General features: G+C 41.3%; 23 protein-coding genes, 1 tRNA gene and 5 pseudogenes. 13 read left to right on the forward strand and 16 right to left on the reverse strand.

Features of this window, described 5'->3' with window-relative positions:
• Positions 1-70 precede the first annotated feature (70 nt).
• On the reverse strand, positions 71-718 hold the full coding sequence (locus MAQA_RS10610; protein WP_036073814.1) for a cyclic nucleotide-binding domain-containing protein: 648 nt from the start codon (positions 716-718) through the stop codon (positions 71-73).
• A 289-nt stretch (positions 719-1007) separates the two neighbouring features.
• On the opposite strand from MAQA_RS10610, the gene MAQA_RS10615 reads away from it, so the two are divergent.
• From MAQA_RS10615 to MAQA_RS10635, 5 genes are all read left to right on the forward strand, one after another.
• The gene (locus MAQA_RS10615; protein ID WP_159099972.1) at positions 1008-1742 is read left to right on the forward strand and encodes a LytR/AlgR family response regulator transcription factor; all 735 of its coding nucleotides are present in this window, start codon (positions 1008-1010) and stop codon (positions 1740-1742) included.
• A 139-nt stretch (positions 1743-1881) separates the two neighbouring features.
• Positions 1882-2520 (forward strand): hypothetical protein, encoded by a 639-nt coding sequence (locus tag MAQA_RS10620; protein ID WP_149023357.1) that lies wholly within the window; start codon positions 1882-1884, stop codon positions 2518-2520.
• Entirely contained in the window at positions 2468-2923 is a 456-nt protein-coding gene (locus MAQA_RS10625) for a GHKL domain-containing protein (RefSeq protein ID WP_036073823.1), read from the forward strand. The genes MAQA_RS10620 and MAQA_RS10625 overlap by 53 nt, the downstream gene beginning before the upstream one ends.
• A gap of 290 nt (positions 2924-3213) precedes the next feature.
• Complete coding sequence (locus MAQA_RS10630) at positions 3214-5445, forward strand: bifunctional metallophosphatase/5'-nucleotidase (RefSeq protein WP_036073826.1); 2232 nt, start codon at positions 3214-3216, stop codon at positions 5443-5445.
• Between the two features lie 119 nt (positions 5446-5564).
• Complete coding sequence (locus tag MAQA_RS10635) at positions 5565-6242, forward strand: VIT1/CCC1 transporter family protein (protein ID WP_036073828.1); 678 nt, start codon at positions 5565-5567, stop codon at positions 6240-6242.
• Between the two features lie 44 nt (positions 6243-6286).
• Here the strand turns inward: MAQA_RS10635 and MAQA_RS10640 are convergent.
• Together MAQA_RS10640 and MAQA_RS10645 are read right to left on the reverse strand one after the other, a co-directional pair.
• Positions 6287-7644: pseudogene (locus tag MAQA_RS10640) on the reverse strand (MATE family efflux transporter).
• Positions 7641-8090: a MarR family winged helix-turn-helix transcriptional regulator gene (locus tag MAQA_RS10645; RefSeq protein ID WP_036073830.1), complete on the reverse strand. Its 450-nt coding sequence runs from the start codon at positions 8088-8090 to the stop codon at positions 7641-7643. The pseudogene MAQA_RS10640 and the gene MAQA_RS10645 overlap by 4 nt, the downstream one beginning before the upstream one ends.
• Before the next feature lie 171 nt (positions 8091-8261).
• On the opposite strand from MAQA_RS10645, the gene fsa reads away from it, so the two are divergent.
• From fsa to MAQA_RS10685, 8 genes and pseudogenes are all read left to right on the forward strand, one after another.
• Positions 8262-8906 carry a fructose-6-phosphate aldolase gene (gene fsa, locus MAQA_RS10650; RefSeq protein ID WP_036073833.1) on the forward strand — a complete coding sequence of 215 codons (645 nt, stop codon included), beginning with the start codon at positions 8262-8264 and terminating at the stop codon, positions 8904-8906.
• Positions 8903-9253, forward strand: coding sequence for an SH3 domain-containing protein (locus tag MAQA_RS10655; RefSeq protein ID WP_036073835.1), 351 nt, complete (start codon positions 8903-8905; stop codon positions 9251-9253). Before fsa ends, MAQA_RS10655 begins: the two co-directional genes overlap by 4 nt.
• Positions 9254-9425: 172 nt before the next feature.
• A pseudogene (locus MAQA_RS10660) lies at positions 9426-10629 on the forward strand (multidrug efflux MFS transporter).
• Positions 10630-10643: 14 nt separating this feature from the next.
• Positions 10644-11334, forward strand: a pseudogene (locus MAQA_RS10665) (NAD-dependent protein deacylase).
• Positions 11335-11440: 106 nt separating this feature from the next.
• Positions 11441-12784 carry a hemolysin family protein gene (locus MAQA_RS10670; protein WP_036073837.1) on the forward strand — a complete coding sequence of 448 codons (1344 nt, stop codon included), beginning with the start codon at positions 11441-11443 and terminating at the stop codon, positions 12782-12784.
• Between the two features lie 58 nt (positions 12785-12842).
• Positions 12843-13802, forward strand: a complete 960-nt coding sequence (locus MAQA_RS10675; RefSeq protein WP_036073838.1) for a LacI family DNA-binding transcriptional regulator — start codon at positions 12843-12845, stop codon at positions 13800-13802.
• A gap of 81 nt (positions 13803-13883) precedes the next feature.
• Positions 13884-14240, forward strand: a complete 357-nt coding sequence (locus MAQA_RS10680) for a hypothetical protein (protein WP_036073839.1) — start codon at positions 13884-13886, stop codon at positions 14238-14240.
• An 11-nt stretch (positions 14241-14251) separates the two neighbouring features.
• Positions 14252-14872 carry an HAD family hydrolase gene (locus MAQA_RS10685; protein WP_036073840.1) on the forward strand — a complete coding sequence of 207 codons (621 nt, stop codon included), beginning with the start codon at positions 14252-14254 and terminating at the stop codon, positions 14870-14872.
• A gap of 46 nt (positions 14873-14918) precedes the next feature.
• Here the strand turns inward: MAQA_RS10685 and MAQA_RS16225 are convergent, their stop codons facing one another.
• From MAQA_RS16225 to MAQA_RS10745, 13 genes and pseudogenes are all read right to left on the reverse strand, one after another.
• Positions 14919-15401: an SDR family NAD(P)-dependent oxidoreductase gene (locus MAQA_RS16225; RefSeq protein WP_206537551.1), complete on the reverse strand. Its 483-nt coding sequence runs from the start codon at positions 15399-15401 to the stop codon at positions 14919-14921.
• A gap of 20 nt (positions 15402-15421) precedes the next feature.
• Positions 15422-15697: an SDR family NAD(P)-dependent oxidoreductase gene (locus MAQA_RS16230; RefSeq protein ID WP_206537552.1), complete on the reverse strand. Its 276-nt coding sequence runs from the start codon at positions 15695-15697 to the stop codon at positions 15422-15424.
• An 86-nt stretch (positions 15698-15783) separates the two neighbouring features.
• Positions 15784-15966, reverse strand: coding sequence for a hypothetical protein (locus MAQA_RS10695; protein WP_036073842.1), 183 nt, complete (start codon positions 15964-15966; stop codon positions 15784-15786).
• Between the two features lie 119 nt (positions 15967-16085).
• Positions 16086-16379 (reverse strand): immunity protein Imm33 domain-containing protein, encoded by a 294-nt coding sequence (locus MAQA_RS10700; RefSeq protein WP_036073845.1) that lies wholly within the window; start codon positions 16377-16379, stop codon positions 16086-16088.
• Between the two features lie 108 nt (positions 16380-16487).
• Complete coding sequence (locus MAQA_RS10705) at positions 16488-16961, reverse strand: SMI1/KNR4 family protein (protein ID WP_036073848.1); 474 nt, start codon at positions 16959-16961, stop codon at positions 16488-16490.
• A 23-nt stretch (positions 16962-16984) separates the two neighbouring features.
• Entirely contained in the window at positions 16985-18736 is a 1752-nt protein-coding gene (locus MAQA_RS15755; RefSeq protein WP_052008574.1) for an HNH endonuclease signature motif containing protein, read from the reverse strand.
• A gap of 384 nt (positions 18737-19120) precedes the next feature.
• Positions 19121-19192 (reverse strand) — tRNA-Lys (locus tag MAQA_RS10715).
• Positions 19193-19308: 116 nt separating this feature from the next.
• On the reverse strand, positions 19309-20709 hold the full coding sequence (locus tag MAQA_RS10720) for an amino acid permease (RefSeq protein ID WP_173400316.1): 1401 nt from the start codon (positions 20707-20709) through the stop codon (positions 19309-19311).
• 462 nt (positions 20710-21171) lie between these two features.
• Positions 21172-22464 carry an adenylosuccinate synthase gene (locus tag MAQA_RS10725; protein ID WP_036073852.1) on the reverse strand — a complete coding sequence of 431 codons (1293 nt, stop codon included), beginning with the start codon at positions 22462-22464 and terminating at the stop codon, positions 21172-21174.
• 151 nt (positions 22465-22615) lie between these two features.
• Positions 22616-23296, reverse strand: a complete 681-nt coding sequence (locus MAQA_RS10730; RefSeq protein ID WP_036073854.1) for an ABC transporter ATP-binding protein — start codon at positions 23294-23296, stop codon at positions 22616-22618.
• A gap of 1 nt (position 23297) precedes the next feature.
• Positions 23298-24375: pseudogene (locus MAQA_RS10735) on the reverse strand (ABC transporter permease).
• Positions 24376-24442: 67 nt separating this feature from the next.
• Positions 24443-25831 (reverse strand): sensor histidine kinase, encoded by a 1389-nt coding sequence (locus tag MAQA_RS10740; protein ID WP_036073857.1) that lies wholly within the window; start codon positions 25829-25831, stop codon positions 24443-24445.
• A pseudogene (locus MAQA_RS10745) lies at positions 25828-26500 on the reverse strand (response regulator). The gene MAQA_RS10740 and the pseudogene MAQA_RS10745 overlap by 4 nt, the downstream one beginning before the upstream one ends.
• Positions 26501-26503 lie beyond the last annotated feature (3 nt).

The raw sequence follows: 26503 nt of genomic DNA on the forward strand, positions 1-26503 counted from the left end.
TATACTAAATACTAATTTGCATGCGTTATTTAAAAATCAGAAAAATATACATATATGTTTTATGCAACTTTCAATTGTACAGGTTTGCTAAAGCCTTGTAATTAATTTGCCATGGCATATTTTCTTGTGTAATAATATCTTTATCTTTCAAATTTTGGATGCTCCTTGAGGCCATATTGCGTGAACAACCACTTAATTTGGCAAGCGTAACGATTTTAATCCATTTAGGTAAAATAACTATTCCTTGTGCAATTTCCTTTCCAAACTGTTCAACCAGTTCTTGTAAAACGGAAATCACTCGCTCTTCTGCTGAAATTAATACTCGCTTCGTTTGCCTGTACGACCATTTTTGCGCCTTGCCTAGCTCCTGCAAAAAGAAGTTACTAAGAAGATGTTTTTGCTCCAAGTAATTTAGAAATTCACGTGCATCATATTCACGCAAAGTTGTTTGTTCTGCTGCTTCAAGTGCCATTTCTCCTATTTGATTATCCTGCGGATCAATCGCATAGATATAATCATCCATTTTAAAACAGCGAAGAAAAGTACTTTCATTACATAAGATGAGAGCACCCCGATCAATCAGTAAAATTCGATCTTTTTCAAGAGGCATTCGATCACCTTTTTGAAAGTGACGTTTTTTACCAGTCAATTCTTGGCGCACCATATTTTCGATAAACTTGTCTTTTTTCAGTATCCGATAGTAATCCAAATATTCCATTTTTACACCCCAATACTTTTTTTTCAATTTTATTGTGGGTTAGCACTTGGATAGTATTGTTTTCGAAGAATTTCTTTGTTATATTAAAGTATAATTGTAATTTTCCTACGTGTTTATATGCAACAAAGTAAACTTTTGTGCAAAACCCTAGTCATTTATGGCGATTTTATGTCAAAATATAAATAAAATATTTTACATTTCTTATTTTAATGATAGTATGTTTTTTATCTCGCTGAAGAACATTGCAACCATGATTTTGCACTTATTGTCATTTTTTGAGGTGATCAAATTGAGGCTATTCATCATAGAAGATAATTTTTTACAAAAAGACTATTTGGAAAAGACACTTACTACATTTTTAGAAAAGCGACCGATTACAGTTGAAATCGAATCGTTCTTAAATGCAGATGAATTTCTGAAAGTGCACAAAATTGACAGTATTAAACGCACAGATGCTTTTTTGCTTGATATTGATTTTAAAACGCGGATGGATGGAATTGATTTGGCTGAAGCGATTCGTGACAAAAATGCTTATTGCTCCATTTATTTTGTCACTGGGGATGAGCGTAAAGCAGAAGAAATTATCAATCGCGGAATCCTCCCTTCAGGTTATGTCATTAAAAATCCAGAGCGGATTGAAACAGTGGAAGAACAACTGATTGAAATTGCTCAAAAGCTGATTTCGGATGCTCAGTCACATTCAAGCGTTTTTGAAATCAAACAAGGGAATTTGTCACGTTTTATTGATATGAATGAAATCATTCTAGTTGAAAGCATTCCACACCAACGAGGTTACCTGAGACTACACACGCTAAAGGAAAATATTATTTTTCGATCGTCCATTAGTCAGCTAGCCCCTCAACTAAATACACCTTTTATGATGACTAATCTAAAGTCCTACATTCTTAATCTCAACCAAATTCAATCAATCGATAAAAAATCGGGTTATGTGCAGTTTCGTTCTGGCTATGAAATTGTCGTCAGTAAACGGATCATAAAAAAAAATCCTAGATGCTTTCGATGAGCTCTATTAATGTTCATCGTTCTAGAAAAAGGGAGTGGTTTGCTTGTTTATTATTGCAATTAATTACTCGTTGAATCTACTCTTCATTATCTTTTTTCTAAGTTACAAACTTCTTTTGAATAAACGGCAGACAACGATAATGCTTTTTTCCATTGTTGTCCTTTTTGCTATTCTCTATTTTTTCGGTGACTTTTTCTCGATCAGCTTCGATCTTGCATTTATGTTTTTACTTATCTTCACATACTTCTATCTATTTACCAAAAAATGGCTATTATCTGCTATTTTATTGATCACTGTATACACTCTAAACGGTTTTGTTTGGTTTTTAACTTTTGATTTTTCACGTTTGTTTTGGACAGAGCCTCCACTGGTTTTAGCGGTGATTAACTTTCTTCTCACCGTGCTGTTTGCATTCATTCTTCGCCAACTACTCAAAAAATTTAACTTTTATGCGATGTTTGATCATCTTGTAAAAAAATACTATTTGTTTTCATTTATTTTAATCACGGGGCTTTTCATCGTAAACGCTATTCACTTTTTCTATCCTTGGCCAACTACTTTTGGAAATCTCTATAGTTCTCTTATTATTTTTCTTTATTCAACAAACGGTATCATCTTTACCGCTTTTTTCATTCGAAGTGAACTAAGCCAAGAAAAATTAAATCATTTAGCTAGCCAATCGGATTACTATAATATACAATCCGAAAACTTGCATGACTTTAAACATGATTACAACAACATTTTGCTTTCGCTTGCGCTCCACATTAAAAAAAAATGAAAACGAGGAAGCTCTGCGCCTGATTAAAGATCAAACACGCTATTTTAATGATAATATTTTCGATCAAAATGAAACGGCACTACTCAAAATTGGTGTTCCACCCGTCCAAGGTTTATTGAAACTTTATACAGATAAATTAACGCAAGAAAGCGTCCCTTATTCGCTCGTCGTTCCTGATACGATTAATTACGTTGGGATTGATTTAATCGACTTTATTCGGAGCTTTACAATTCTTTTAGACAATGCGTTCGAGGCTTCAAAAAGCGCTCCAAGCCCCTTTATTGAAATCAAATTGGTGCATTCGGATGGAAATTTGGTAGTTACTGTCGAGAATCAAATTGACCCAAATGTTTCGATTGATACGGATAAGATTACGAAAAAAAAGTTTTACGACGAAGCCTAATCACAAAGGACGCGGTCTCGGCATTTTGTTTAAAATTATGGATCGTTATGATTATACGGAAGCGTCTATTCAAGTGGACAAGACAACATTTATTGCTAGATTTCACATTTATTCGTTGTAGGCTTTTTAACAGTTTCTTGAAAAAGGTTTAATCTTATTTACGTAACTTTCACTTGTTTCTTGTTGTTATTCCCTTTCGGCTTTGCTAAAATGTAGCTGAACGTTTGTTGTTAAGCGTTTACAAAAAGGGGAAAGGGAGAGTATGCTTGTGAAAAACTGGAAGAAAAAAAATGGCACATTTAGTACTCGCAACAAGTTTGATTTTGGGAATGGCTTTACCATTTAACGGGGGTAAAGCAGTTGCAGCTGAACCGCTTGTTCCGGTTCAATTTTTAGGGATTAATGATTTTCACGGAGCGCTTGATACGGCTTCTAAGGATGCTTCTGGAAATGCGATTGGTGGAGCGGACTTTCTTTCTGCTAACTTAGATCTTGCGCAAGCTGACTTTTTGGCTCAAAATCCGGGGGCTGATGCGGGAAACTCAATTCGTGTTCAAGCTGGAGATATGGTTGGCGCAAGCCCCGCTGTTTCAGGGCTACTTCAAGATGAGCCCACGATGAAGGCACTTGATGCGATGGACTTTAAAGTTGGGACTCTCGGAAACCATGAATTCGATGAAGGGCTGCCTGAATACAAACGAATTTTAGACGGGGTTGCAACAGACAAGTTCGGACCAATTGTTGAGAATTATCCACGTGTACAAAGCAAGATGGAAATTGTCGCAGCAAATGTTGTTGATAAAGGGACAACGAATGTTGCCGAGGGCTTTAAGCCTTATACCATTCAAAATGTCGGCGGGGAGAAAATTGGCTTTATCGGAATTGTGACGACTGAAATTCCAAATCTTGTGCTTGCAAACCATATTAAGGATTATGATTTTCTTGATGAGGCGGAAACGGTTGCGAAGTATGCGAAAATTTTGCGTGATCAAGGGGTCAATGCGATTGTGGTGCTTTCGCATGTTCCAGCGCTTTCGGATGGGAATCCGAATTCAGGAACGGGGAAAGATGTAAACGGCGAGGCCGCTAATATGATAATGAAAGTCAATCAGCTCGATCCAGAAAACTCGGTCGATCTTGTTCTTGCCGGACATAATCACCAATATACGAATGGCATTGTGGGGTCTACGCGGATTGTGCAAAGCTACAACAACGGAAAGGCTTTTTCAAATGTTACGGGAGAAATTGATCCAGAAACAGGAGATTTCGTGAAAACGCCGGATGCGAAAATTACATATAATACGCGTTCGGTCACACCGGATGGCGCTATCACGGCGATCACAAAAGATGCAGCTGCACGGATCGCGGATACGATTAATGAACCGATTGGAAAAACAGAGAATGGAACGATTACTCGGGAAACAAACCAAAGCGGTGCGGCGATTGATGCGAAAGAGTCTGCCCTTGGCAATTTGATTACGGATGCGCAACTTGAGATGGCAGAAAAAGCGGGCGTGAAGGCTGATTTTGCGATGACCAATAACGGTGGTATCCGCGCTGATCTTGTGACGGATGCGAATCATCAAATTACTTGGGGGGCTGCTCAAGCGGTTCAGCCATTCGGGAATATTTTACAGGTGGTCGAACTGGACGGGGCTACGATTCTCGAAGCGCTTAATCAGCAATATTTAAGTGATGAGCGGTATTTCTTACAGATTTCGGGATTGAAATATGAGTTTACGGATACAGATGACCTCGAGCATGCTTACAAAGTAGCGAATGTGACCACTAAAGATGGGGAGCCGCTTGATTTAAGCAAAACTTATAAAGTTGTGATTAACGATTTTCTTTACGGGGGCGGGGATGGTTTCTCGGCGTTTACCAAAGGAAAACTCGTTTCAGCGATTGATCCTGACACGGAAACGTTTATTAATTACATTAAAGACCAAACGGCGCAAGGAAAACTCATTTCAGCGAAAGAAGAGGGTCGTAAAACTTATAAATCCGCAGAACAGTTAGCAGAGGAAGCGGTAAAAGCGATTCGGGATGCGACTCGTTTTGATAAGTTGACCGACAAGGATTCTTTTTTGACCGGTGTTACACTTGGCGGGGCTTCGCTCACTGTTGAAAAAGCGGATATAGCGAAAGCTGAACGAAGCTTAAAAGTCTCACCTGCTGTTTCTAGTACAGCTGGTCCATCTGGCGCATTTAAGTTGGCGGTCTCTTCGCTCAAGCTTGCTGCGGGCGACGAACTGACGGTGCACGTGACGGACAAGGCTGGTAATAGTGCGGCTTTCACAGTTCAAGTTGAAGCGAGCGATACCGAAGTGAAGCCGGAAGTCCCAGATTCTAGCGACGATCCTGTCACGAGCACGGAATCGAAGCCCCAAGAAAAACCTTCTTCAACTACTCCTGCAGGAAACAAAGGCGTCCTCCCTGCAACAGGCGATTCTGCGGGTCTTGCTTCGCTTGCAGGAATCTTCCTTACCAGCCTAGCTCTATATCGACTTAGAAAACAATAATCATTTTCTTTGCACAACTTGCTTCTTTTTGAAGAAGCAGGTTGTGTTTTTTTTATGAACACTTTTCGTTGAATGCCTTCAAAAACGGGTATAAGAAAATAAAAGAAAGGAGCAAAGTTATGAAGAAAATGACATTAAGTGAACGGCTCAACGTCTTGCGGGCAGGCGTTCTCGGAGCAAATGACGGGATTGTTTCGGTGGCTGGGATTGTTATCGGGGTAGCCGGTGCCAGAACATCAACGTTCACAATTTTGATTTCCGGTATTGCAGGTCTTCTTGCTGGTGCACTTTCGATGGCAGGCGGAGAATATGTTTCAGTGAGCACTCAAAAGGATACTGAAAAGTCGCTTGTCAAAAAAGAGCGGGAATCCTTGAAAACAGATTATGAAGGCGAATTACAAAAACTAATTGAAATTTATAAAGCGAAAGGTCTGTCTGATGAATCGGCGCATCAAGTGGCTTCTGAACTGATGAAAAAAGACGCACTTGGCGTGCAAGCTCAAGAAGTTCTTGGTTTTAAGTTGAACGATTATGCTAATCCATTCAGTGCAGCGCTTTCCTCCCTGTTTTCATTTTCAGTAGGAGCTATTTTGCCACTGCTTACGATTACTCTTCTTCCAGCTTCCATTCGAATCTGGTTTACATTTGTTGCTGTGCTAGTGGCGCTTGCCATTACTGGATATACAAGCGCTTATCTTGGAAATGCTCCAACAAGACCAGCTGTCCTTCGAAATTGTTTCGTGGGCATGCTAACCATGGTTATTACATATATTGTCGGACATTATGTGGGCATTTAACAAAATCCAAACGAAAAGCGAAGGAGCACTAGCTCCTTCGCTTTTTAACGAACCATTTCTGTTTCCCGGAAAACTTTCCGCCAAGTCGTTGCCAAAATGATCGCACAAACCGAAAAGGCCAGAAGGTCAGCAATCGGGAAGGCATACCATACGCCTGATAAACCAAAGAAGTTTGGCAAAATGAGGAGTAGCGGCACAAGACAAATAATTTGCCGCATCAGAGAAATAATAAAGGAAATCCGCGCTTTTCCGAGGGCCTGATAAAGACCACCACAAACAATTTGGAACCCAATCGTCGGCGCTGCCAGTAGCATGATTCGGAGCGCTTCTTCACTTTCTGCAATCAAAACTGGGTCAGATGAGAAAACTCGCGCTAGTTCTGCTGGGAATATCTCTGCAACCGCAAACGCGATGAGTGACAAAATCGTCGCAACGAGCATCCCTAGTTTCACCGAATGACTCACGCGCCCAAACTGCTTCGAACCATAGTTAAAGCCAACAATCGGCTGCATTCCTTGTGTTACCCCATTAATTGGCATGATCGCGAACGATGCAATTCGGTTGGCTACACCGAACGCCGCAATCGCCATCGTCCCTCCATAAATTTGTAGCATCCAGTTAACCGCAATCGTAACAACACTTCCAGACGCCATCATGACAAACGATGGGAAGCCAATTGCCACAATCCGCAAACCAATTTTCATATCCATTCGCAAACTAAAACCTTTAAGGGATAACGTGCTTTTACCCGATAAAAAAATAAAAATAATAGCCAAGCTGCTCCAATCGCTTGCGCAATAAGCGTCGCAAGCGCTGAACCGCGGACGCCCATATGAAGTCCCATAATAAAAATTGGATTCAAAATCATGTTGATGACTGCTGAAATAATCATTGTAAGCATGGCTGTTTTCGCATTTCCTTCTGAACGAACAATGTTATTCATTCCCATCCCGAATGATTGGAATACAGCACCAAGTAAGATGATTTCTAGAAACTCTTTTGTCATTTGATGAATTTCGGCTGGTGCACCAAACATGGTAATCAGTGGATCAATAAAAATAAAAGTTAAAATAGCAATAAGTATACTTGAAAAAATGACTAGCCAAATAACCTGGTGGAATACCGTGTTCGCTGTTTTTTGTTCGCCAGCACCGAGCGATCTAGAAATAATTGATGCGCCCCCGATACCAAACATCGCTGCCATCGCCATCAAAATCATCTGAACTGGGAAGGCAATCGAAAGCGCCGCAACCCCATTCGGTCCGACACCATATGAGACGAAAATCGTGTCGACAATATTGTACATCCCCATAACGAACATCCCTACAAATGCAGGAATGGAAAGCCTCGCCATCAAAGAACCAATACTATCTTCACCGAGTCTTCTACTTTGTTCTTTCATACACTTTCCTCCTTTTTAGCCGCACAAGTTGCGTTTTCTGCCATTTGGACGACCAAACGAAAAAATTCCGACCTTTCTTGCTCCGAAAATCCTGCTGTTAAACAGTCGTTCCACTGTTCCGTTAGCCCCTCTATTAACGTTTTTTGCGCCAACCCCTTTTCTGTTAAAAAAATACGCTGGATACGCTTGTCTTTTTGATCTTGCTCACGTCGCACGAACCCGAGCTCCATTAGCCGTTTGATGTGTCTTGTCACGTTTGCCTTATCAACTGAAAATCGCTTCACAAACGCTTCTTGAGCAAGTCCGTCTTCCTTGTAAAGCGTGAACAAGTAGCGGAGTTGTCCAACACAAAGTCCCGTTTCCGCCAATCTGCTGTCTTTGAAAATATGTTCCGAGCGATGAATCATCGCCATTGATTTTACAATTGCTTCATGTCTTTCTGTCAATTAAGTCGCCTCAAATCTTACTATTTTCGCAATAAAGTTGCGCAGTCAACTAATCTAGTTTACTAGAAATCAGTTGGCCATGCAACCAATTTTTAAGAAAGCACAATCAAGGCATAAATAGGTGGATTGCGTTATAATGAATGAAAGCGTTTTAAACAAGGAGGAAGACTGATGAAATTTTTTATTGATACGGCAAATGTAGACGAAATAAAGAAAGCAAGTCGCATGGGATTTATTGATGGTGTCACAACCAATCCTTCTTTGATTGCAAAAGAAGGACGGGATTTTAAAGAAGTGGTAACAGAAATCACTTCGATTGTTAACGGACCGATCAGTGGGGAAGTGGTAAGTTTAGAAGCCGATAAAATGGTTGAAGAAGGTCGGCTTGTAGCGGCTATTCATCCAAATATGGTCGTTAAAATCCCTATGACAGGTGAGGGCATGGCTGCCGTCAAAACGTTACATGAAGAGGGAATTAAAACGAATGTCACACTCGTTTTCTCAGCTGCACAAGCGCTACTTGCTGCACGTGCTGGCGCTTCTTACGTCTCTCCTTTCCTCGGTCGACTAGATGATATTGGTCAAGATGGATTAGAACTCATCAGTGACATCGCAGAAATTTTCGCTATCCATGACATCAAAACAGAAATCATTGCGGCAAGCATTCGCCATCCAATCCACGTAATCGAATCCGCCAAACTTGGTGCAGATATCGCAACCGTGCCGTTTAAAGTATTTGAACAAATGCTAAAACACCCACTGACGGATATTGGAATTGATAAATTCTTAGCGGATTATGAAGGGACTAAAAAATGAACAAACATTTCATTGTAAAAAAAGCCCATCATCCAGATGTTGCTAAGCCACTTTTCGCGAATAAAAATGAAGAAATCTGGGTGTTTGATGAAGATAAAACGTATCCTGGGTGGATGCTTTGTAAAATCAAATCAAGTGGCGCTGAAGGCTATATCCCAGAACAAATTATTGCCCGCGTTCCAGATAGCAAGTCGGGAACCGTTTTGGAAGATTATTCCGCACGCGAGCTTGATGTTAAGCCGGGTGATAAGCTTGAAAGCAACCGAGAATTAAACGGCTGGGCGTGGTGTATCGATGAAGATGAAACGGCTGGCTGGGTTCCACTTGAAAATTTGAAGGAAGAATAAAAAAGAGAGTTGTGCTTTTTGCACAACTCTCTTTTTTTTATTTACCTATAATTTACTCTCCCTTCAGCACTAAAAACTAATCCGCACTCCCTTCTTCCCAGCAAATTATTTTCAAACCTTTTCAAACTATGAAATAATAGAAGAGAAAATCGCAGGAAATCAGGTGAGAATTTTGAAAGATTGGAAGAAAAATCTCTATATTGTTTGGATTGGTTGCTTTTTAACGGGCACCGGACTTAACCTGATCATGCCTTTCCTGCCTCTATACGTAGAAGAACTTGGCATCCACGATCCCGACCAAGTCAGTCTTTATTCAGGTGTCGCGCTTAGCTCGACTTTTTTTTGTTTCTGCCATTATGGCACCGATTTGGGGGAACTTGGCCGATCGTAAAGGGCGCCGCTTAATGCTCCTTCGCGCTGCACTCGGAATGAGTATTGCGATGATTTTGATGGGGCTTGTCACAAACGTCTTTCAGTTCATCGGACTGAGACTCCTCATGGGAATCTTCTCAGGCTACATCTCGACAGCGAATGCGCTAATTGCCACACAGGTGCCGCGCCACAAGAGCGGCTATGCTCTAGGAACACTTTCAACAGCAGCCGTTTCTGGCGTTTTAATCGGGCCACTAATTGGGGGATTCTTGTCCGATATCTTTGGGGTTCGTCCCGTCTTTTTCATCACCGGAACACTAATCGCCGGAAGCTTCCTTTTGACGCTGTTTTTTGTAAAAGAGAATTTTACTCCGGTCGAGAAACAGGAAGTCCGCTCCTTCAAAGAAGTCTTTAGTGCCCTTCAAAACCCGAAACTCATTATCATTTTATTTTTCACTTCGATGATTATCCAAGTCTCAAATAACGCGATTAGTCCGATCTTAACGCTTTACGTCCGCGACCTTGCCGGAAACATCGCAAATATCGCTTTCATCAGCGGGATGATCGCCGCCGTCCCCGGCGTCGCTTCCTTACTTGCAGCCCCGCGCCTCGGCAAATGGGGCGACAAAATTGGCACTGAACGAGTCTTGCTCGGCGCTTTGATTGGCTCCATGCTCCTGCAAATCCCAATGGCGTTTGCCGAGACACCATTTCAATTTGGCGTTTTGCGCTTCTTGCTTGGAATTGCAGACGGCGCGCTTCTCCCAGCCGTTCAGTCTCTACTCTCAAAAAATGCACCGCGCGACCTCACTGGGCGGATTTTCGGGTACAACCAGTCCTTTCTTTACATTGGGAATGTCATCGGACCGCTAATTGGCTCAAGCATCGCCGCCCATTTCGGCTATAGTGACGTTTTCCTAGCTGTCGCCGTCTTCATTTTGCTAAACGTCTGCCTCGTGGCTATTTTTAACCGAACGACTCATCACAAGAAACAGGAGGAATGATTCAGATGGAACAAATCGATCAACTTCGCACGGCCGTGCGCGCCGCAAACCAAATTGTCTTTTTGACAGGCGCGGGGGTTTCCGTGCCTTCGGGGATCCCGGATTACCGCTCAAAAAATGGGCTTTATGCCGGAAAGCACAATCCAGAATACTTATTAAGTGAGGCTTGTCTCGCAAATGAACCGGATGTTTTTTATCAATTCGTCACAGAAAATATGTATTATCCAGATGCCAAACCGAATCCCATTCACTTAAAAATTGCTGAGATTGGCGAAGAAAAAAAACGTCACAGTGGTTACACAAAATATTGATGGCCTTCACGAAGCAGCTGGGTCAAAATCAGTTGTGGATTTCCATGGTAGTTTGTATCACTGTTACTGCACGAAATGCGGCCAAACCGTCCCAATCGAAACGTATTTAAAATCGGATAGCCATCAAAATTGCGGTGGTCGAGTTCGGCCGGATGTTGTGCTTTACGGGGAAGGCATCGCCGCTGATGCCATCCAAAATGCCATCCAGGCTCTGCAAACTGCGGATCTTGTCATTATTGCCGGGACGAGTTTCAAAGTCAGCCCGTTTTGTAATTTGATTGATTACAGGAATCCTAAGGCAAGCGTTTTTGCGGTGAATAAAGAAAATATTTTCTTGCCCTTCCCGCATACAATGATCAAGGCGGACGCCCTCCAGGTCTTCAAAAAACTCTGAAAATAAAGCATGCTTTTTTGACCAAATGGTTGATTGCATGGTAAAATTTGGATAGCTGGATCTAATTCTGGCTATCCAAATTTTCTTTTAAGGAGTGGTCGATTTTATGTCACCTGACCCCGAGAGTCAGCAGATTATCTTTCAATTAATTCTCATTTTAGTTCTTACGCTACTGAATGCCTTTTTCGCATCAGCTGAAATGGCGCTTGTTTCGCTTAACAAAGGACGCGTAAAAAACCAAGCCGAGCAAGGAGATAAAAAAGCAATCAAATTAGTAAAGCTGCTTGATGATCCTAGTAACTTCCTAGCGACCATCCAAGTGTGTATCACGCTAGCAGGTTTCTTCTCGAGTGCTTCGGCAGCAACAAGTATCGCAACGCGGATTGAACCGGTTTTTGGTGGAGGAGTCTTTGCGAAGGAACTCGCCATTATCGTTGTTACAGTTATTTTGTCGTATATTACCTTAGTTTTTGGTGAACTTTATCCGAAACGAGTCGCTTTACAGAAATCTGAGATGATTGCGCGGCTTGCAGTTACACCCATTCGTATCGTGGGGTTTCTACTTCGTCCGTTCGTCAGGTTCCTCTCGTTTTCAACAAATGTTCTTGTAAAGTTGACGCGGATGGACAAAACGGATGAAGAAGATAAGATGACGCGTGAAGAGATGCAGCTGCTTGTCGAAAATAGCGGGAAAGAAGGCGTAATTGAACAAGAAGAGCTCAGCATGCTTCGCGGTGTGTTTGAACTTGACGATAAATATGCGCGAGAAGCAATGGTGCCACGGACGGATGCGTTCATGCTCGATATTGATATGGCGCCGGATGAAATTTGTGACTTGCTACTGAATGAGAATTACTCGCGAATTCCGGTTTATAAAAATGACGCGGATTCGATTGTAGGTATTCTGCACTTGAAAGATTATTTCGCTGCAGCACGACAAGTCGGATTTGAAAAAGTAGATATTCATTCACTCATCAAAGACGCCTATTTTGCGCCTGAAACAATCTTCATTGATGATCTTCTGAAAAATATGCAGAGGACGCGAAATCAAATGACGGTGCTAATGGATGAATACGGCGGTGTGGCAGGTCTCATTACCATTGAAGACATGCTTGAAGAAATCGTTGGCGATATTGATGACGAATATGATGATTTAACTAATGAGTTTACTAAAATAGATGAAAACACCTATGAATTAGAAGGTATGTTTGCGCTTGATGACTTTAATCGCATGTTTGATGTCGAGCTTCCTTCCCGCGGTGTAGATACGATTGCAGGTTTCGTACTCACTCTGATCGGGAATATCCCGGAAGACGGCGAACAAGTTGTAGCTGAATATGAAGATTTCACATTCACAGCGCTCGAAATAAAAGAAGCGAGGCTAGTTTCCATCAGGGTCGAACGGGCAAAAAAGCCCGAAGCTGAACCTGTAAAGCTTGAACTTGCTTAACGTAAAGACAGAGCGGCGTTACCGCTCTGTCTTTATTTGCTAGGGGAGGTATCATAAAGTGACAAATATCAAAGAGATTGCAAAGCGTGCTGGGGTTTCTGTTACAACCGTATCGCGGGTTTTAAATCAACATCCTTACGTTGCAGCCGACAAACGCGAACGCGTCGAAGCTATCATCCATGAACTGGATTACATACCAAACCGCAGTGCGATGAATCTAGCGCGCGGAAAAACTAACACAGTTGGCGTCATTTTGCCGTATACGGATCATCCTTGGTTCGATAAAATCACAAGTGGAATTCTCGAAGCGGCTTTTCGTGAAAAATATTCTGTCACGCTCCTACCAACGGGTTACGACCCTAAACGAGAATTGAAACACCTCGAAATGCTGAAAACCAAACAAGTGGATGGCATCATCATCACTTCTCGGGCGAACCCTTTTCAATCCTTACTCGAAGTAGCTGAAGTCGAACAGCTTGTTTTTTGCGAAGAAACCGAGCAGCCTGAGCTTTCCTGTGCGTATATCAATCGTTTCCAAGCCTTCCAAGATGGCTTTCGCTTCATCCAAAACAAAGGCTATCAAAATGTCGCTTTCACAACAGGGCGAACAGATCGCATTAGTCCGAGCACGCAAAACAAAATTGCCGCGTTTGAGGAAGTTTTTGCGACCAAAGCGAATCGCGCCAATATGCTCAACAACTGTTATGACGTTTCGGACGGGGAAGCCGCCGCCGAGTATTTCTTGGAAAAAGCGCCTGTAAAGCCAGATGCGATCTATGCGACAGGAGATGAAGTCGCCGCGGGAATCTTCGCTTACGCACGGAAAAACGGTTTGCGAGTTCCTGAAGATCTGGCGATTTTAGGGCAAGAAAATTTGCCGGTCAGTGAGGTCTTGGAGATTTCGACGTTGGATCATCATTTGAAACGGCTTGGAACGGCTGCCTTTTCGATTTTCCATTCTGACAAAGTGCAGAAACAAAAAATCCATCATGAACTCGTTAAACGAAAATCTTTATAAATTTTCTTAAGGATCACGCTTGACATGAAACCCGTTTCATCATTTACAACTAAGATATAACATATGAAGAGGGTGAAAACAGTGCAACTTGAAGGAATCTGTAAAGTCCATTCTGGAATTGGCATGGAGTATCAATACGGGGAATTTTATATAGACCGAGATTATCTGGTATTTGAACAAAATTATGGTTACAAAATGGGAAAGCGACACACCTATCCTTTGCAAACCTTAGAGAACATTGCGCTGATACCAGAAAATGGCCAAGTTTATTTAACATTTAGCTGCGAAAAAACCTGTTTCGAGATTACGGGAACGGAAGAAAAACTATTTCCCTTCTATGAAGCGCTCCACACGAAGCAAGGGCTACCAAAAACTAGCACACCGCAACCGAAAAGAAGCCGCTACACAACACACCACCAATACTTTTTTTCAAAATGAGGAGGATCGAGATGTATCAAGCGATTGTTTTCGATGTGGATGGCACCATTTTAGATACCGAAAAAGCGGTTTTGCATTCCTTGCAATCGGTTTTAGCAGAAGAAGACCAATTTTATACACATGAAGAATTACGATTCGCGCTTGGCATTCCAGGTGAAAAAGCGATTCAGCGTTTAAATATTCAAAATGAGGAAGAAATCCTCACAAAATGGATGGAACGGGAAGTCCAGATGGCTAGCGAAGTTCAGCTTTTTGATGGAATCGAGGCTGTGCTAGCGCAAATCCCAGAAAGTGGTGTCGTCACTTCCAAAAATAGTTATGAGATGAAAAAAGGATTTTACCTATTTGGAATTGGTGACTATTTTCAAGCGATCGTTTGTGCAAGCGACACAGTGAATCACAAGCCACACCCTGATCCGCTACTTAAAGCAATAGAACTTCTTGCAAGAAACCCGCAGGAAGTGCTTTACGTCGGTGATTCGCCTTACGACATGGCTTGCGCCCATTCAGCCGGAGTCGATTTTGGTTTGGCGCTGTGGGGAGCAAAATCCGAAAAAGGCTTTGAAAAAGCCGAACATGTCTTTCGGCAGCCAAGCGAGATTTTAACACATGTCGCCATCCAAAATGAATAGCTAGACTAAAAAAAAGGAAGCCTCTTTACGAAGCTTCCTTTCTTGCTTAAACGCTTGTAAAACCGCCATCTACAATAATGTGTTGACTCGTCACATAAGTTGAAGCATCCGAAGATAAATAAATGATGGTGCCGTTAAGCTCTCCTTTTCTGCCGTGTCTTGAGGCCGGTGTCAATTGATTATAGAGCTTTATGAAATCTTCATGCTTAAATAGCGAATCGATCGTCATTTCTGATTCAAATAACCCAGGTCCTATAGAATTGACTGTAATATTCTCTTCCATATAAGTAGCAGCCATCCCCATTGTCAAACCGCGCACAGCCGCTTTTGAGGTATTATAAGCATGCCTTGCGAGCTCATAACCTTTATCTGCCACAACGGCATTAATGGACGCTAAATTCACGATTTTCCCATACCTTTGTTTTCGCATATGTGGAAGTACAAATTTAGACATTAAATACATCCCTTTCACGTTAACTTCCATCGATGTATCCCAGTCTGCCTCTGAAAGCTGATCGACCGTTCCCATAATCGCGACCCCAGCATTATTTAATAATATATCGATTTTTTAAAAAAATGTTCCACAACTTCTGCTACTGCTTTTTCAACACTATGTTCATCCGTAACATCGCATACAATCGGAATAGCTTTTCTTCCTTTTGCCGTAATTTCCCGCGCCACCTCATCTAACTTTTCTTTTCTACGCGCAAGAAGTGCCACATCAGCCCCGTAATCTGCATAACAAAGTGCCGCGTCTCTTCCTAAACCACTTGAAGCCCCAGTTACGACTGCCACTTTTCCCGTTAAATCAAACATATTGTTCATAATGATGCCTCCTTGATATGATTTATTGCACCATCATGGTAACAAATATATTTATACGGTTAAAGAATATGATACCCTGATTCCACCTAATTCCTCATTAGAAAAATGGCCATACTGGTCAAAACTCCAATCAAAAGGCTCCATTTTTCTAAAACACTAAATTTCCAAAGCTTTCCACCCGTTTCTTGGTTAAAAAATGCATTTAACGTGATATAAAAACGCGAAAAAGAACCATTTCCATCCACTATGGCACTAGTTTCGTTTGTCACTTGCTTTCATCCTTTCTTTCATTGTCTAACCCCCAAGCCCTTTTTAATTTAACTGAACCAACACTGTAATTTGCAGTAAATATTACTATCTTTAATTTTCTTTCAGTTATTTTCATTTACTAGCTTTCCCATATATTTTCATCTTTATTATTTAAAACTGCTTCTATATTATTATTTTTTAAAATAACCATATAATCATATGGAAGGGCTAGAAATTGAATGAATTCAGGTCTTTTCTTCAAAAGTTCATAAGCGTATATTGCATATAAATCTTCTTTTCTCTCGCCCTCTAATTTTTGTACAAAAGGATTTGACATGTAGTCATTTGTCTTTATTAAAAAGCAGTTTTGAGCCATCTCCTCCAAAAAATAAGTAGCCCATGCAACTTGAAATGAAAACCCATTAACTATCATGCTTGGTCAATCTTCTTTAAAGTTGAATTCGTTTTTTTTAAATTCTCTTGTTCACCCTCAGGATCTAGCAAAATAGCATGTCTACTTAAATTTCTTTTTATATTTCCACTACTCAGTTAAGTTCGCCAAAAACTCTTTAAAACTAGAAAATCCTTTCAAAAATACTGGCTCTAATTCAGAAGATTCTTCGTGTTTCCATACCCCAACAGCAGGAGACTGTTCTCTATCTTTAAAACTTAAACAAAGAAAATCCCCTCCAAACAAGCTTGCAATAGGCAATAATTCAACTCCGACTAAATCCTCATTATCAGTTAATCTATCTTCAATCTGGGATAGCACAACATCTATATCGTACATACCAAGCTCATTGTCCTCACTATCTTCTAAAACACATAAAAATCTTTCAATCACATACTCATGTGAAGAAACAGTAAAAACATTTGTAATTGGTACTGCTCCATTATATTTGGAAATAAATGTCACATATTCAATTGGCAACGTCACTTTCCAGTAATGTTCTTCTTTTTCTATATCTTTTTGAGTAGGTAAAGGTAAAATTATGGATGTTTCTTCAATTTTCATAAAACCATCTCCAAACTATTTTATTATCTTCCGCTATCTGCCCACATTCCTACAGTTCTGCCACCATTATGACTTGTAATGTTGTGTACGCCAAAATCTACAAGCTCCATTTTACCAGGAATTTCAGTATGGTGCCATGTTTTGCCAGGACGACTACCACCAATTTGTTCATTTAACCAATCGAACTGTTCCTTATCTGATTTAAGCCACAAATCTTTAGGTAAGTCAATAGTTTCTTCAACTACTCCTGCGCCTTTAAAATCCGCAAATCCATATTTCATGTTTTCTACAGGAGTCACTTTTACATCAGGTATTAAGCCCTCATTTACAGCCATTTCTTTTATCAGTTTTTTCTGCTTAATTGATAAATTTTCTCCTCCAGGAATAGATTTATTCCATGACCATTTTTCATTTTTAGATACTATTTCAGCATATTTCTGAGAGTAACTTTGTAAAGCATCATCAAATGATGCCTTACCATTAACAAAATCGTCAATTAAATTAACATTAGCCTCGCTGGCTTTCTCACTTGCCACTCCGCGTCTTCCGCTACTCAAATTCAAATCATACTTCCGCAAGACATCTTTCATTTTCTCCGTGGCATTTGTGACTTTCGAAGTCCCACCAGCCGGAAGCGCCCCAAATCCATCAGCGGCGAGTTGGCGTCTTGAGTTCAAATTCAAGTTATTCTTGAAGTTGTCTGCCACTTTTCCAACTTCGTCGAGCCCTTTGATACTCTTTTCAATCCCCGTATGTACTGCTTCTTTTACCGTTGTTTTTAAACTATTAATCCTTGTTAAGGCTTTGCTTTTCCCTAGTTTAATCAAGTCATCCGCTTTAGACGGAATACTTTTCACACCATGCAAAAGATTGTCGCTTAAACTCGCTAGCTTCGTGCCTGACCGAATGGCTTGCGTGCCTCCTGAAAAAGCTTTCATACCCGGTACAATATCCAACAGCGAAAAGGCTCCACGCATGACACGTTCTGAGGTATCCATTTCCCGACCCGTTAACCAATCTTTCCCACTCACTGCCGCACTCATTTCTAAACCACCATAAGCCAAACCTAGCGCAAGTCCTGCTGGCGGGCAGAAAATACTCACGCCCACAATGGCAACCGTCGCCACAACATTCACCCAGAACTCTTTCTTTTGTTGCTCATCTTTAATCGAGGTGTATTCAAAAGCACGGGAATTGATCATGGCTGAGCGAAAATCTTTTTGACTCACATCTTGATCTTTATTTTGCCGTTTCCATTCTTCATACTGGACTTTCATTTGATCCGCATAATAATTATCCCCACTAAACAAATCGTCTAAACTGACTTCCTTTTTGGGAACTTCAATCTGTTCTTGCGTATAACTATTCGCATAGCTCGTGACAGTTGTTGTCGCACCAATCCGATTTTTCGTTGTGAATTTTGAAGCATCTAAGTCCCGCATACCTTCCACAAATTCGTCTAATGCTTCATAAAAAGGTTGGTCAATCTTGTCTTCTACAAGGTTCCCCGCTTCTCCTGCAAAGTCGTGTAAAACTTCAAAATCTTCATAGAGTGCTTGGAGTTTGTGCTTGTTATCTGTGTGAGAAAAAGAGATCGCACCATCTGCATCCAATCTCGCAATATCTTTTTCCACTTCCTCTAAGTTTTTCGAGACGTCCTTTAAACTGTCTATAGCCCCTTTTCCCCAAGCTCCTTTTCCAATGAGGTTTCCGATGCTTTTTTCTGCTTTTTCAAAATCATCTTCCTGATAATGAACATCTTTCACCAAATGCATTCACCTGCCTGTCTCCTTTTTTCTACCCATTTAGTTTAGCATAGGAAAGGAAAAGAAGATGTGGACATTTTGTGAATTTTTCTAACGATTACACATAAAAAAAAGACCAACAAGTTATATCCTTGTTGGCATTGCCTTACACAGATTTTCAAATTATTCAAAATAACATACCTCTAAAACCCCCAGATCCCTTCTCAAGACTTCGTATCTCTTGTCATTTTAATGGTACTCATTTATTCAATAAGCATAACATGTCTTTCTCTTAAAACATGGGATATTTCGTGAATGTTTCTGGTATTCGAATATAAAAAAAGACTGCAAGCTTCTTCTTCCAAACGTTTAAAAACGCCGAAAAAGCTCCAGTCTCAAGGGTTTGGCACCCAATGGGTTATGAGGGTTCGAACCCCCGACCCGCTGATTAAGAGTCAGCTGCTCTACCAACTGAGCTAATAACCCGTGAAAAATTTGTCAACAGACTAATTCTACCACTTTCTTTATTTTTTGCAAGCATTTTTAATAAAAAAGCCCGAACCAATGGTTTCTTGCCCCCATTAGCTCAAGCTTTTCCTTTTTTATTCGCTTAATTCTTCGCGCTCGTTTTTGTGCACAATCCGCGATTTACGAATATAATAAACGATCAACACTCCAACAAACCAGAGTGGCGTAATAAACAACGCTACACGAGTATCTTCTGCTAGCGCTAGGACAACAAGGACAAATGCCAAGAATACTAAGATCGCATAATTCGAAAATGGATAGAGTGGCATCTTGAATTTATTTTTCTTCGCTAGCTCGGGACGCGTCTTCCGATATTTCAAATGTGCGAGTACAGTGATACCCCAAATGAAGATAAAGCATACTGTCGAAACACTCGTCACAAGTGTGAATACCCCTTCTGGCATGATATAGTTCAAAATAACCGCAATTAAAATAACAATCGACGAGAAGAATAGCGCATTGGATGGTACTTTGTGTGATGTTAATTTGGTCATTCTTTTCGGCGCATTTTTCTCTTTTGCAAGTGAATAAACCATTCGACTTGTACTAAACACTGCGCTATTGCAGGCAGACGCTGCCGATGTTAAAACAACAAAATTGACAATCCCTGCCGCCGCTGTAATTCCCACCGCTGAGAATACTTGTACGAACGGACTTTCTGCAGGATTGATTGAGTTCCACGGATAGATACTCATAATGATAAGTAGTGCCCCAATATAGAAAATCAAAATCCGGACGGGAATGTTGTTGATCGCTCTTGGGATAACGTGTTCCGGATCTTCTGTTTCCCCCGCCGTCAAGCCAACTAGTTCAATCCCCACAAAGGCAAATACAACCATTTGGAAGGATAAAATAAACCCATTAGCTCCGTTCGGGAACCAACCCCCGTGGCTCCATAAATTTGTGAACGTTGATGCTCCCGCATCTGTTGAGAAGCCTTTGATAATCATGAATATGCCAATTACGATAAGTGCCAAAATGGCAATGATTTTAATTAATGCAAACCAGAATTCCATTTCTCCGAATAATTTTACAGTCGCTAAGTTCATTACAAGTAGAAGGACAAGAGCAATTAGCCCTGGTACCCATTGTGCAACATTTGGGAACCAAAATTGTGTATAAAGCCCTACTGCTGTCAGATCGGCCATTGCAATCGAAATCCAACAGAACCAATACGTCCAGCCAGTTACAAATGCTGCCGCGTTTCCAAAATAATCTTGTACAAAATCTACAAACGAATGGTAATTTAAATTTGAGAGCAAAATTTCACCTAATGCTCGCATGATCAGAAAACAAATTGCTCCCGTAATCATATAAGCAAGTAAAATAGATGGACCAGCCAAATGAATGGATTTACCTGAACCAAGGAATAATCCTGTACCAATTGCTCCCCCAATCGCAATCAGCTGAACATGCCGGTTTTTCAAACCACGAGATAGTTCTTGTTTCTGTTCCATTATGTACTTCCCCCTCATTATTCTTGGGCCTTGCTTAAACTCTTTGCTGCCTTACCAATTTAAAAAAAAAGCTTTGTCAAAACAGTTTCTTCTCTACTTTTATCATAGCTTAAAATAGAGATTTTGCAAAATAACAAGAATGTAGTAAATTTCCCCTTTCACAATGTAAGCGCTATCAATAAAAGAATTTTACCATACTCTATTCTTTTAATGCAATAAAAACACTTGCGATTTTTTCGACTTTATTCCTTATGAACATGACAAAATAGCTATTTATTCAGGTTTTATAAGCAAAATTTACAATTTAATTGCAAAAATAAAACGGCTTCATTTTAATACTGATAGATTGTGAAATTTTTAATTAGCTATTATTGGGATTTATTTCCCGAGAAATAATGATAGATTCAGAGTGGAGATAGACCAATTTTCTTTGAACAAAAAAGCGCCCGCAAAATAGCTGCGGACGCATCTTTTTAAAGATCAAGCAAGACGCCACACGCTTTTTACGACATGCGTCTGGTTTCGATCCGGACCAACGGAAAACATCGAAACTTGCACGCCAGTAAGTTGCGCGATTCGTTCCATATAATGACGAGCGTTAGCAGGAAGCTCATCTAACGATTTAACATCTGTAATATCTTCTGTCCAGCCAGGTAATTCTTCGTAAACTGGCTCACAACGTGCAAGATCTTTTAAACTCGCAGGAAACTCTGTAATTGTTTTTCCGTCAAGTTTGTATGCTACACAAATTTTAAGCGTTTCGATTCCAGTTAATACATCGAGTAAAGTAAGTGACAAATCCGTTAGCCCACTCACGCGGCGAGCATGGCGAACGACAACACTGTCGAACCAGCCTACACGGCGGGCACGTCCAGTTGTTGTTCCGTATTCATGACCGACTTCACGGATCCGTTCACCCGTTTCATCGAATAACTCAGTTGGGAATGGGCCGTCACCAACGCGAGAAGTGTAGGCTTTTGCAACTCCAACAACATGATTGATTTTCGACGGGCCTACGCCGCTTCCGATCGTAACGCCACCAGCAATCGGGTTGCTTGAAGTTACAAACGGATAAGTTCCTTGGTCAATATCGAGCATAACGCCTTGCGCACCTTCAAATAAGACCCGTTTGCCTTCATCAAGCGCATCATTTAAAACAACCGAAGTATCGCAAACATATTCTTTAAATTCTTGACCATACTCGTAGTACTCATCCAAAATTTCTTCTAGCGAAAAACCTTCAAGTTCATAAAAACGTTCCAACAAGCGATTTTTCTCTTTCAAATTTTGCTCTAGCTTCTCTTTAAACGTTTCTTTATCTAGTAAATCAACTACGCGAATCCCAACACGAGCCGCTTTATCCATATAAGCCGGGCCAATGCCCTTTTTCGTTGTACCGATTTTATTTGCACCTTTTCGTTCTTCATCTGCTTCATCAATCCGAATGTGGTAAGGCAGAATCAAATGTGCACGGTTTGAAATCCGTAGATTCCCCGTATCGATCCCTTTATCATGTAAATACTTCAATTCCGTGACGAGTGCTTTTGGATCAACGACCATCCCGTTTCCGATTACACTAATCTTATCCTTATAGAAAATTCCTGATGGAATCAAGTGAAGCTTGTACGTTTCACCATCAAATTTAATCGTGTGACCCGCATTGTTCCCACCTTGATAACGCGCAATCGCTTCCGCATTCTCCGACAAGAAATCCGTAATCTTACCTTTTCCTTCATCGCCCCATTGTGTTCCGACAACAACAACTGAAGACATGCAAACACCTCTTTTAATAATTTAAGCCTGACTAAACAAGCTCCTTATTTCCATTCTCCATTGTACCGTCTCCCTTGCTATTCGTCAATCAATATCACGAACGATTTTTTTAGCAAGAAACTTAATGTTCGCATTTTATAATTTATCGCCCTCAGTGCGCTTCCGCAAGCCTACCATCTTCAATCCGAACTACGCGATCACACAAATCAAGAACCCGCTCATCATGAGTGACCATAACAGCCGCCTTATTTTCACGTTTGACTTCCCGTGCGATCATCTCCACCACTTTCCGACCACGCTCCGAATCAAGACTCGCCGTTGGCTCGTCCGCCAAAATCACCTCCGGATCATTCATCAGCGCACGTGCAATTGCTACGCGTTGCCGTTCGCCACCAGAAAGCCGATCTGGATACTGATTCTTCCGGTGCATAAGCCCGAGTTCCTCTAACAAACCAAGCGCACGTTTCTTCCCAACTTTTCGTTCGCCGTTTAAAACTGGAATTACAAGTAGCTGATCGAGCACCGTCAAATAGGGGACCAGATTGGCACCTTGAAAAATAAAGCCGATTTCTTTAAGCCTTGTTTCCGTTAATTTCTTCTTGGATAAATTTGTGACTTCCTTCGCATCAACGAATACTTGCCCCGAACTTGGCGTAAGCAGCGCTCCTGCGATGGAAAGAAATGTACTTTTGCCTGACCCAGATGGACCAACAATGGCGACAAATTCACCTTGTCCAACCTCTAAATTCACATTTCGCAACACTTCAACCGTCGTTTCCCCATCGTGATAAAATTTCGTTACATCTTTAAAACTCAATTTTGTCGTTTGCATATCAGTTTGCCCTCCCAATCGCTTCAAGCGCATCGACCCGAACAACGCGGCTTAATGATAATATTGAACCTAGCACAGCCATTAAAATGAATAGCCCCGAACAAAACAGTGCCGTAAGCGGACTTAAATTAAAAGGCATGCTATCAGGAAGTGCAAGCGCCATAAGAAAAGTGAGCGCATTACTAATCACTAGACTGACAAAAGCTAGAAAAACTACTTGAAAAACAATACTTCGTGCTAAATAGCTCGTTTTTGCTCCGACAGCCTTAAGCACACCTAATTGGTTCATTTTTTGAATCGTAATCACGTAGAAAAATGCAGCCAATACGAATGCGGCAATTACAAACAGAAATACAATCATCATAAGAAGCGAGCCTTGCTCCTCAGAGTAACCTGGAATATTTTCAAGCACTTCCTTTTCACTTGCATAAACCAGACCGTTTTGCGTAAACCCTTCACCGGACCCGTCTTGTAAAGCAACCGCATTATATGAATTTGCCCCGCTTTGTTGTAGCTTCTTAAAACTATCAAAATTAGTATAAAGAACAGGCGTATGGCTATACGTAGCATTTTTTGCGAAACCAGTAATTTCAAAAACCGCTCCACTCATCTGATCTTTCACTTTATCTCCAAGTTTGTAGCCACTTTCTTTGAGTTTCTCGTCTGCAATCACAACATTTCCTTGGTTTTCTGCAAGCGAACTTCCAGACACTTTTTCTGGCACCAAGAAACGGCTAGGATCAATACCAAAAAAAGTCACGTCTGTTTTTTTTCGCTGCACTCGGCTTTGTGACCGTAGTCATTTGAACACCCAGCGCCGTAGCGTTCTTCCCAAATTTTTCTTCCGCTCGTTGAACCTTCTCTTCCGAAAGGCTCGAACGCGTCAAACGATTATCCGAATCTTTCTCAACTAAAAACCCCGTTGCCTTACTCGACTCAATCGCTGAACCATTATCGCTAGCAAGTCCATTTGCAAGCCCCGTCACAAATAATACGAGCCAAGCGATTAAAACCATAATCAAAACGACTAGCGAAAATTTTAATTTTGCATGTTTCAATTCCTTTAATGCTAAAAACATTCCGTTCACTCCTTTATCTTACCCTCTTACTGTAAGATACCAGTGTGAACAGAATGTGAACTTCCGATTACAAATTTGCCTTTTTGAGCCAAACAATAAATTCCGTTCCAAGACCCGCTTCACTTCTGACCGCAATCGACCCGCTAAAAAGCTGGATGATCTTTTCGACAATAGATAAGCCTAATCCGCTTGATTCCCCGCTACGCAAGCGAGATTCATCTCCCCGATAAAACCGTTCAAAGACTTTTCCAAGTTTTTCATCCGGAATTGGCTCTCCGAAATTCCAAACGCGAATTTCGACCCAATCCCCTTGCTCTTTGCTTGAAATCTCAATTGAACCATGTTCCGGCGTATACTTCACCGCATTCGAAAGCAAGTTTTGCCAAACTTGTTCGATCAATTCCGCATCCCCTTGCACCTTAGCATCTGACAAGTCCATCGTCAGGCTAAGTTCCTTCTCCTGAATTTTCCACTCAAACATCCGGATGGCCTTCTGAATCGCTGGAGCTGGATCCACCGTTTCCTGCCCAACCATTTCCGTTTCCTTATCCAAAAACGCTAGTAAAAGCAGTTGTTTCGTTAGCCTCGAAAGCCGCGCCGTTTCCTGTGATAAAAGCGCCAAGTAAGATTTCCGTTCTTCTTCCGTAAGTTTATCCTGCGCAAGAAGTTCTGCAAAGCCGTGCATCGAAGTTAGCGGCGACTGCAATTCATGAGAAACGTTCGCCACAAATTCCTGGCGCGCCGCATCAACTGCCGCGAGTTCATCCGTCATCTTAGTAAAAGAAGCTCCCAGTTGCCCAATTTCATCTTTGCGCTTCGTATCAAGTTTGACATCAAAATCCCCCGCCGCGATTTTTTCCGTCGCCTTCGTCAATTTGCGAATCGGCTTTGCAACCATCCGCGTACTAATAAATACCAAAACAATGCTAATGAACGCCGTAAGCACCAAAATCAATGCAAAGAAAAATCGCAACTCGCCAAATTGCGCTTCTTGATCGGGACGCACAAACAACGCTTTCGTTCCATCTTTTGTCTCAATTGGAACGCCGATGGAATTTTTTAGCTGATTGTCAAAAAAGCCCGTCACAAATAAGCCTCCATCAAATTGATCGATCCCGTGATACGTTTTTCCATCCAGCACTTGCTTAATAATGGATGGATCGAGCTTTTTCACCCTGAAATCGCCACCAAAATAGCGCTCTTCTGCCTTCCCGTCCGTCAAAAGCAACTGATAACCCATATCCCCCACTTGTTCTAGGTAGCTTGCGAGATTAAGCTCTTCATTTTTTTGATAAAAATCCGTCACCCGCTCAGTCACTTGCGTTACCTTCGCATCATTGATCGGTTTCAACTTCCACTGATAATAAATATTTGCGAACAAGAAACCAAGGAAACTGCTTATAAACATTACTGCAAGCGTGACTGCAACGAACTTGCCATAAATCGACCTTGTCATTTAAGTTCCTCCAATTTATAACCCAAACCGCGCACAGTCGTGATTAAAATTCCGCTTTCTTGCTTAAAATGATCGCGCAACCGCTTAATATGTACATCTACTGTACGATCAGCCCCATCATAGGCTTTCCCCCCAAATTTGTTCAATCAATTCTTCCCGTGTGAAGATTCGTTCCGGGAAACTCGCAAGCTGATAGAGTAGCTCAAACTCCTTCACTGGAAGTAACCATTCTTTTCTGCCAGCTTTCACTGTATAACTTCCTTTATCAATCGTTAAATTTCCAACTTCAATCATTTTTGCACTCGCCTTCTGAAACCGGCGCAGCAACGCACGAATCCTGAAAATCAATTCCTCTGGTTCAAACGGCTTCGTCAAATAGTCATCTGTTCCCGCTTCAAATCCCTTTTCTTTGTCCAGCAACTGATTTTTAGCAGTCAACATAATAATCGGAATATCATAAAATGTGCGGATATGCTTCGCAAGTGAGTAACCATCTCGTTTTGGCATCATCAAATCCACGATTACAAGCTCTGCCGCATGTTCCTCAAGTAACTCCAAAGCTTCCTCTCCATCACTTGCAAGGATTGGTTCAAATCCCTCTGTGCGCACATAATGCCCCACAAGTTTTCGAATCGCCTCATCATCATCTGCAATCAACACCTTGACCATCTA

Source organism: Listeria aquatica FSL S10-1188 (assembly GCF_000525795.1).
GTDB lineage: Bacteria > Bacillota > Bacilli > Lactobacillales > Listeriaceae > Listeria > Listeria aquatica.

What these genes read in the sequence shown, in the direction of transcription:
- MAQA_RS10610 (WP_036073814.1), bottom strand. Translation starts at nt 718, where the DNA reads ATGGAATATTTGGATTACTATCGGATACTGAAAAAAGACAAGTTTATC.
- MAQA_RS10620 (WP_149023357.1), top strand. Translation starts at nt 1,882, where the DNA reads ATGCTTTTTTCCATTGTTGTCCTTTTTGCTATTCTCTATTTTTTCGGT.
- MAQA_RS10625 (WP_036073823.1), top strand. Translation starts at nt 2,468, where the DNA reads ATGATTACAACAACATTTTGCTTTCGCTTGCGCTCCACATTAAAAAAA.
- MAQA_RS10630 (WP_036073826.1), top strand. Translation starts at nt 3,214, where the DNA reads ATGGCACATTTAGTACTCGCAACAAGTTTGATTTTGGGAATGGCTTTA.
- MAQA_RS10635 (WP_036073828.1), top strand. Translation starts at nt 5,565, where the DNA reads ATGAAGAAAATGACATTAAGTGAACGGCTCAACGTCTTGCGGGCAGGC.
- fsa (WP_036073833.1), top strand. Translation starts at nt 8,262, where the DNA reads ATGAAATTTTTTATTGATACGGCAAATGTAGACGAAATAAAGAAAGCA.
- MAQA_RS10655 (WP_036073835.1), top strand. Translation starts at nt 8,903, where the DNA reads ATGAACAAACATTTCATTGTAAAAAAAGCCCATCATCCAGATGTTGCT.
- MAQA_RS10670 (WP_036073837.1), top strand. Translation starts at nt 11,441, where the DNA reads ATGTCACCTGACCCCGAGAGTCAGCAGATTATCTTTCAATTAATTCTC.
- MAQA_RS10685 (WP_036073840.1), top strand. Translation starts at nt 14,252, where the DNA reads ATGTATCAAGCGATTGTTTTCGATGTGGATGGCACCATTTTAGATACC.
- MAQA_RS16225 (WP_206537551.1), bottom strand. Translation starts at nt 15,401, where the DNA reads ATGGGAACGGTCGATCAGCTTTCAGAGGCAGACTGGGATACATCGATG.
- MAQA_RS16230 (WP_206537552.1), bottom strand. Translation starts at nt 15,697, where the DNA reads ATGAACAATATGTTTGATTTAACGGGAAAAGTGGCAGTCGTAACTGGG.
- MAQA_RS10700 (WP_036073845.1), bottom strand. Translation starts at nt 16,379, where the DNA reads ATGATAGTTAATGGGTTTTCATTTCAAGTTGCATGGGCTACTTATTTT.
- MAQA_RS10705 (WP_036073848.1), bottom strand. Translation starts at nt 16,961, where the DNA reads ATGAAAATTGAAGAAACATCCATAATTTTACCTTTACCTACTCAAAAA.
- MAQA_RS15755 (WP_052008574.1), bottom strand. Translation starts at nt 18,736, where the DNA reads ATGCATTTGGTGAAAGATGTTCATTATCAGGAAGATGATTTTGAAAAA.
- MAQA_RS10720 (WP_173400316.1), bottom strand. Translation starts at nt 20,709, where the DNA reads ATGAGGGGGAAGTACATAATGGAACAGAAACAAGAACTATCTCGTGGT.
- MAQA_RS10725 (WP_036073852.1), bottom strand. Translation starts at nt 22,464, where the DNA reads ATGTCTTCAGTTGTTGTTGTCGGAACACAATGGGGCGATGAAGGAAAA.
- MAQA_RS10730 (WP_036073854.1), bottom strand. Translation starts at nt 23,296, where the DNA reads ATGCAAACGACAAAATTGAGTTTTAAAGATGTAACGAAATTTTATCAC.
- MAQA_RS10740 (WP_036073857.1), bottom strand. Translation starts at nt 25,831, where the DNA reads ATGACAAGGTCGATTTATGGCAAGTTCGTTGCAGTCACGCTTGCAGTA.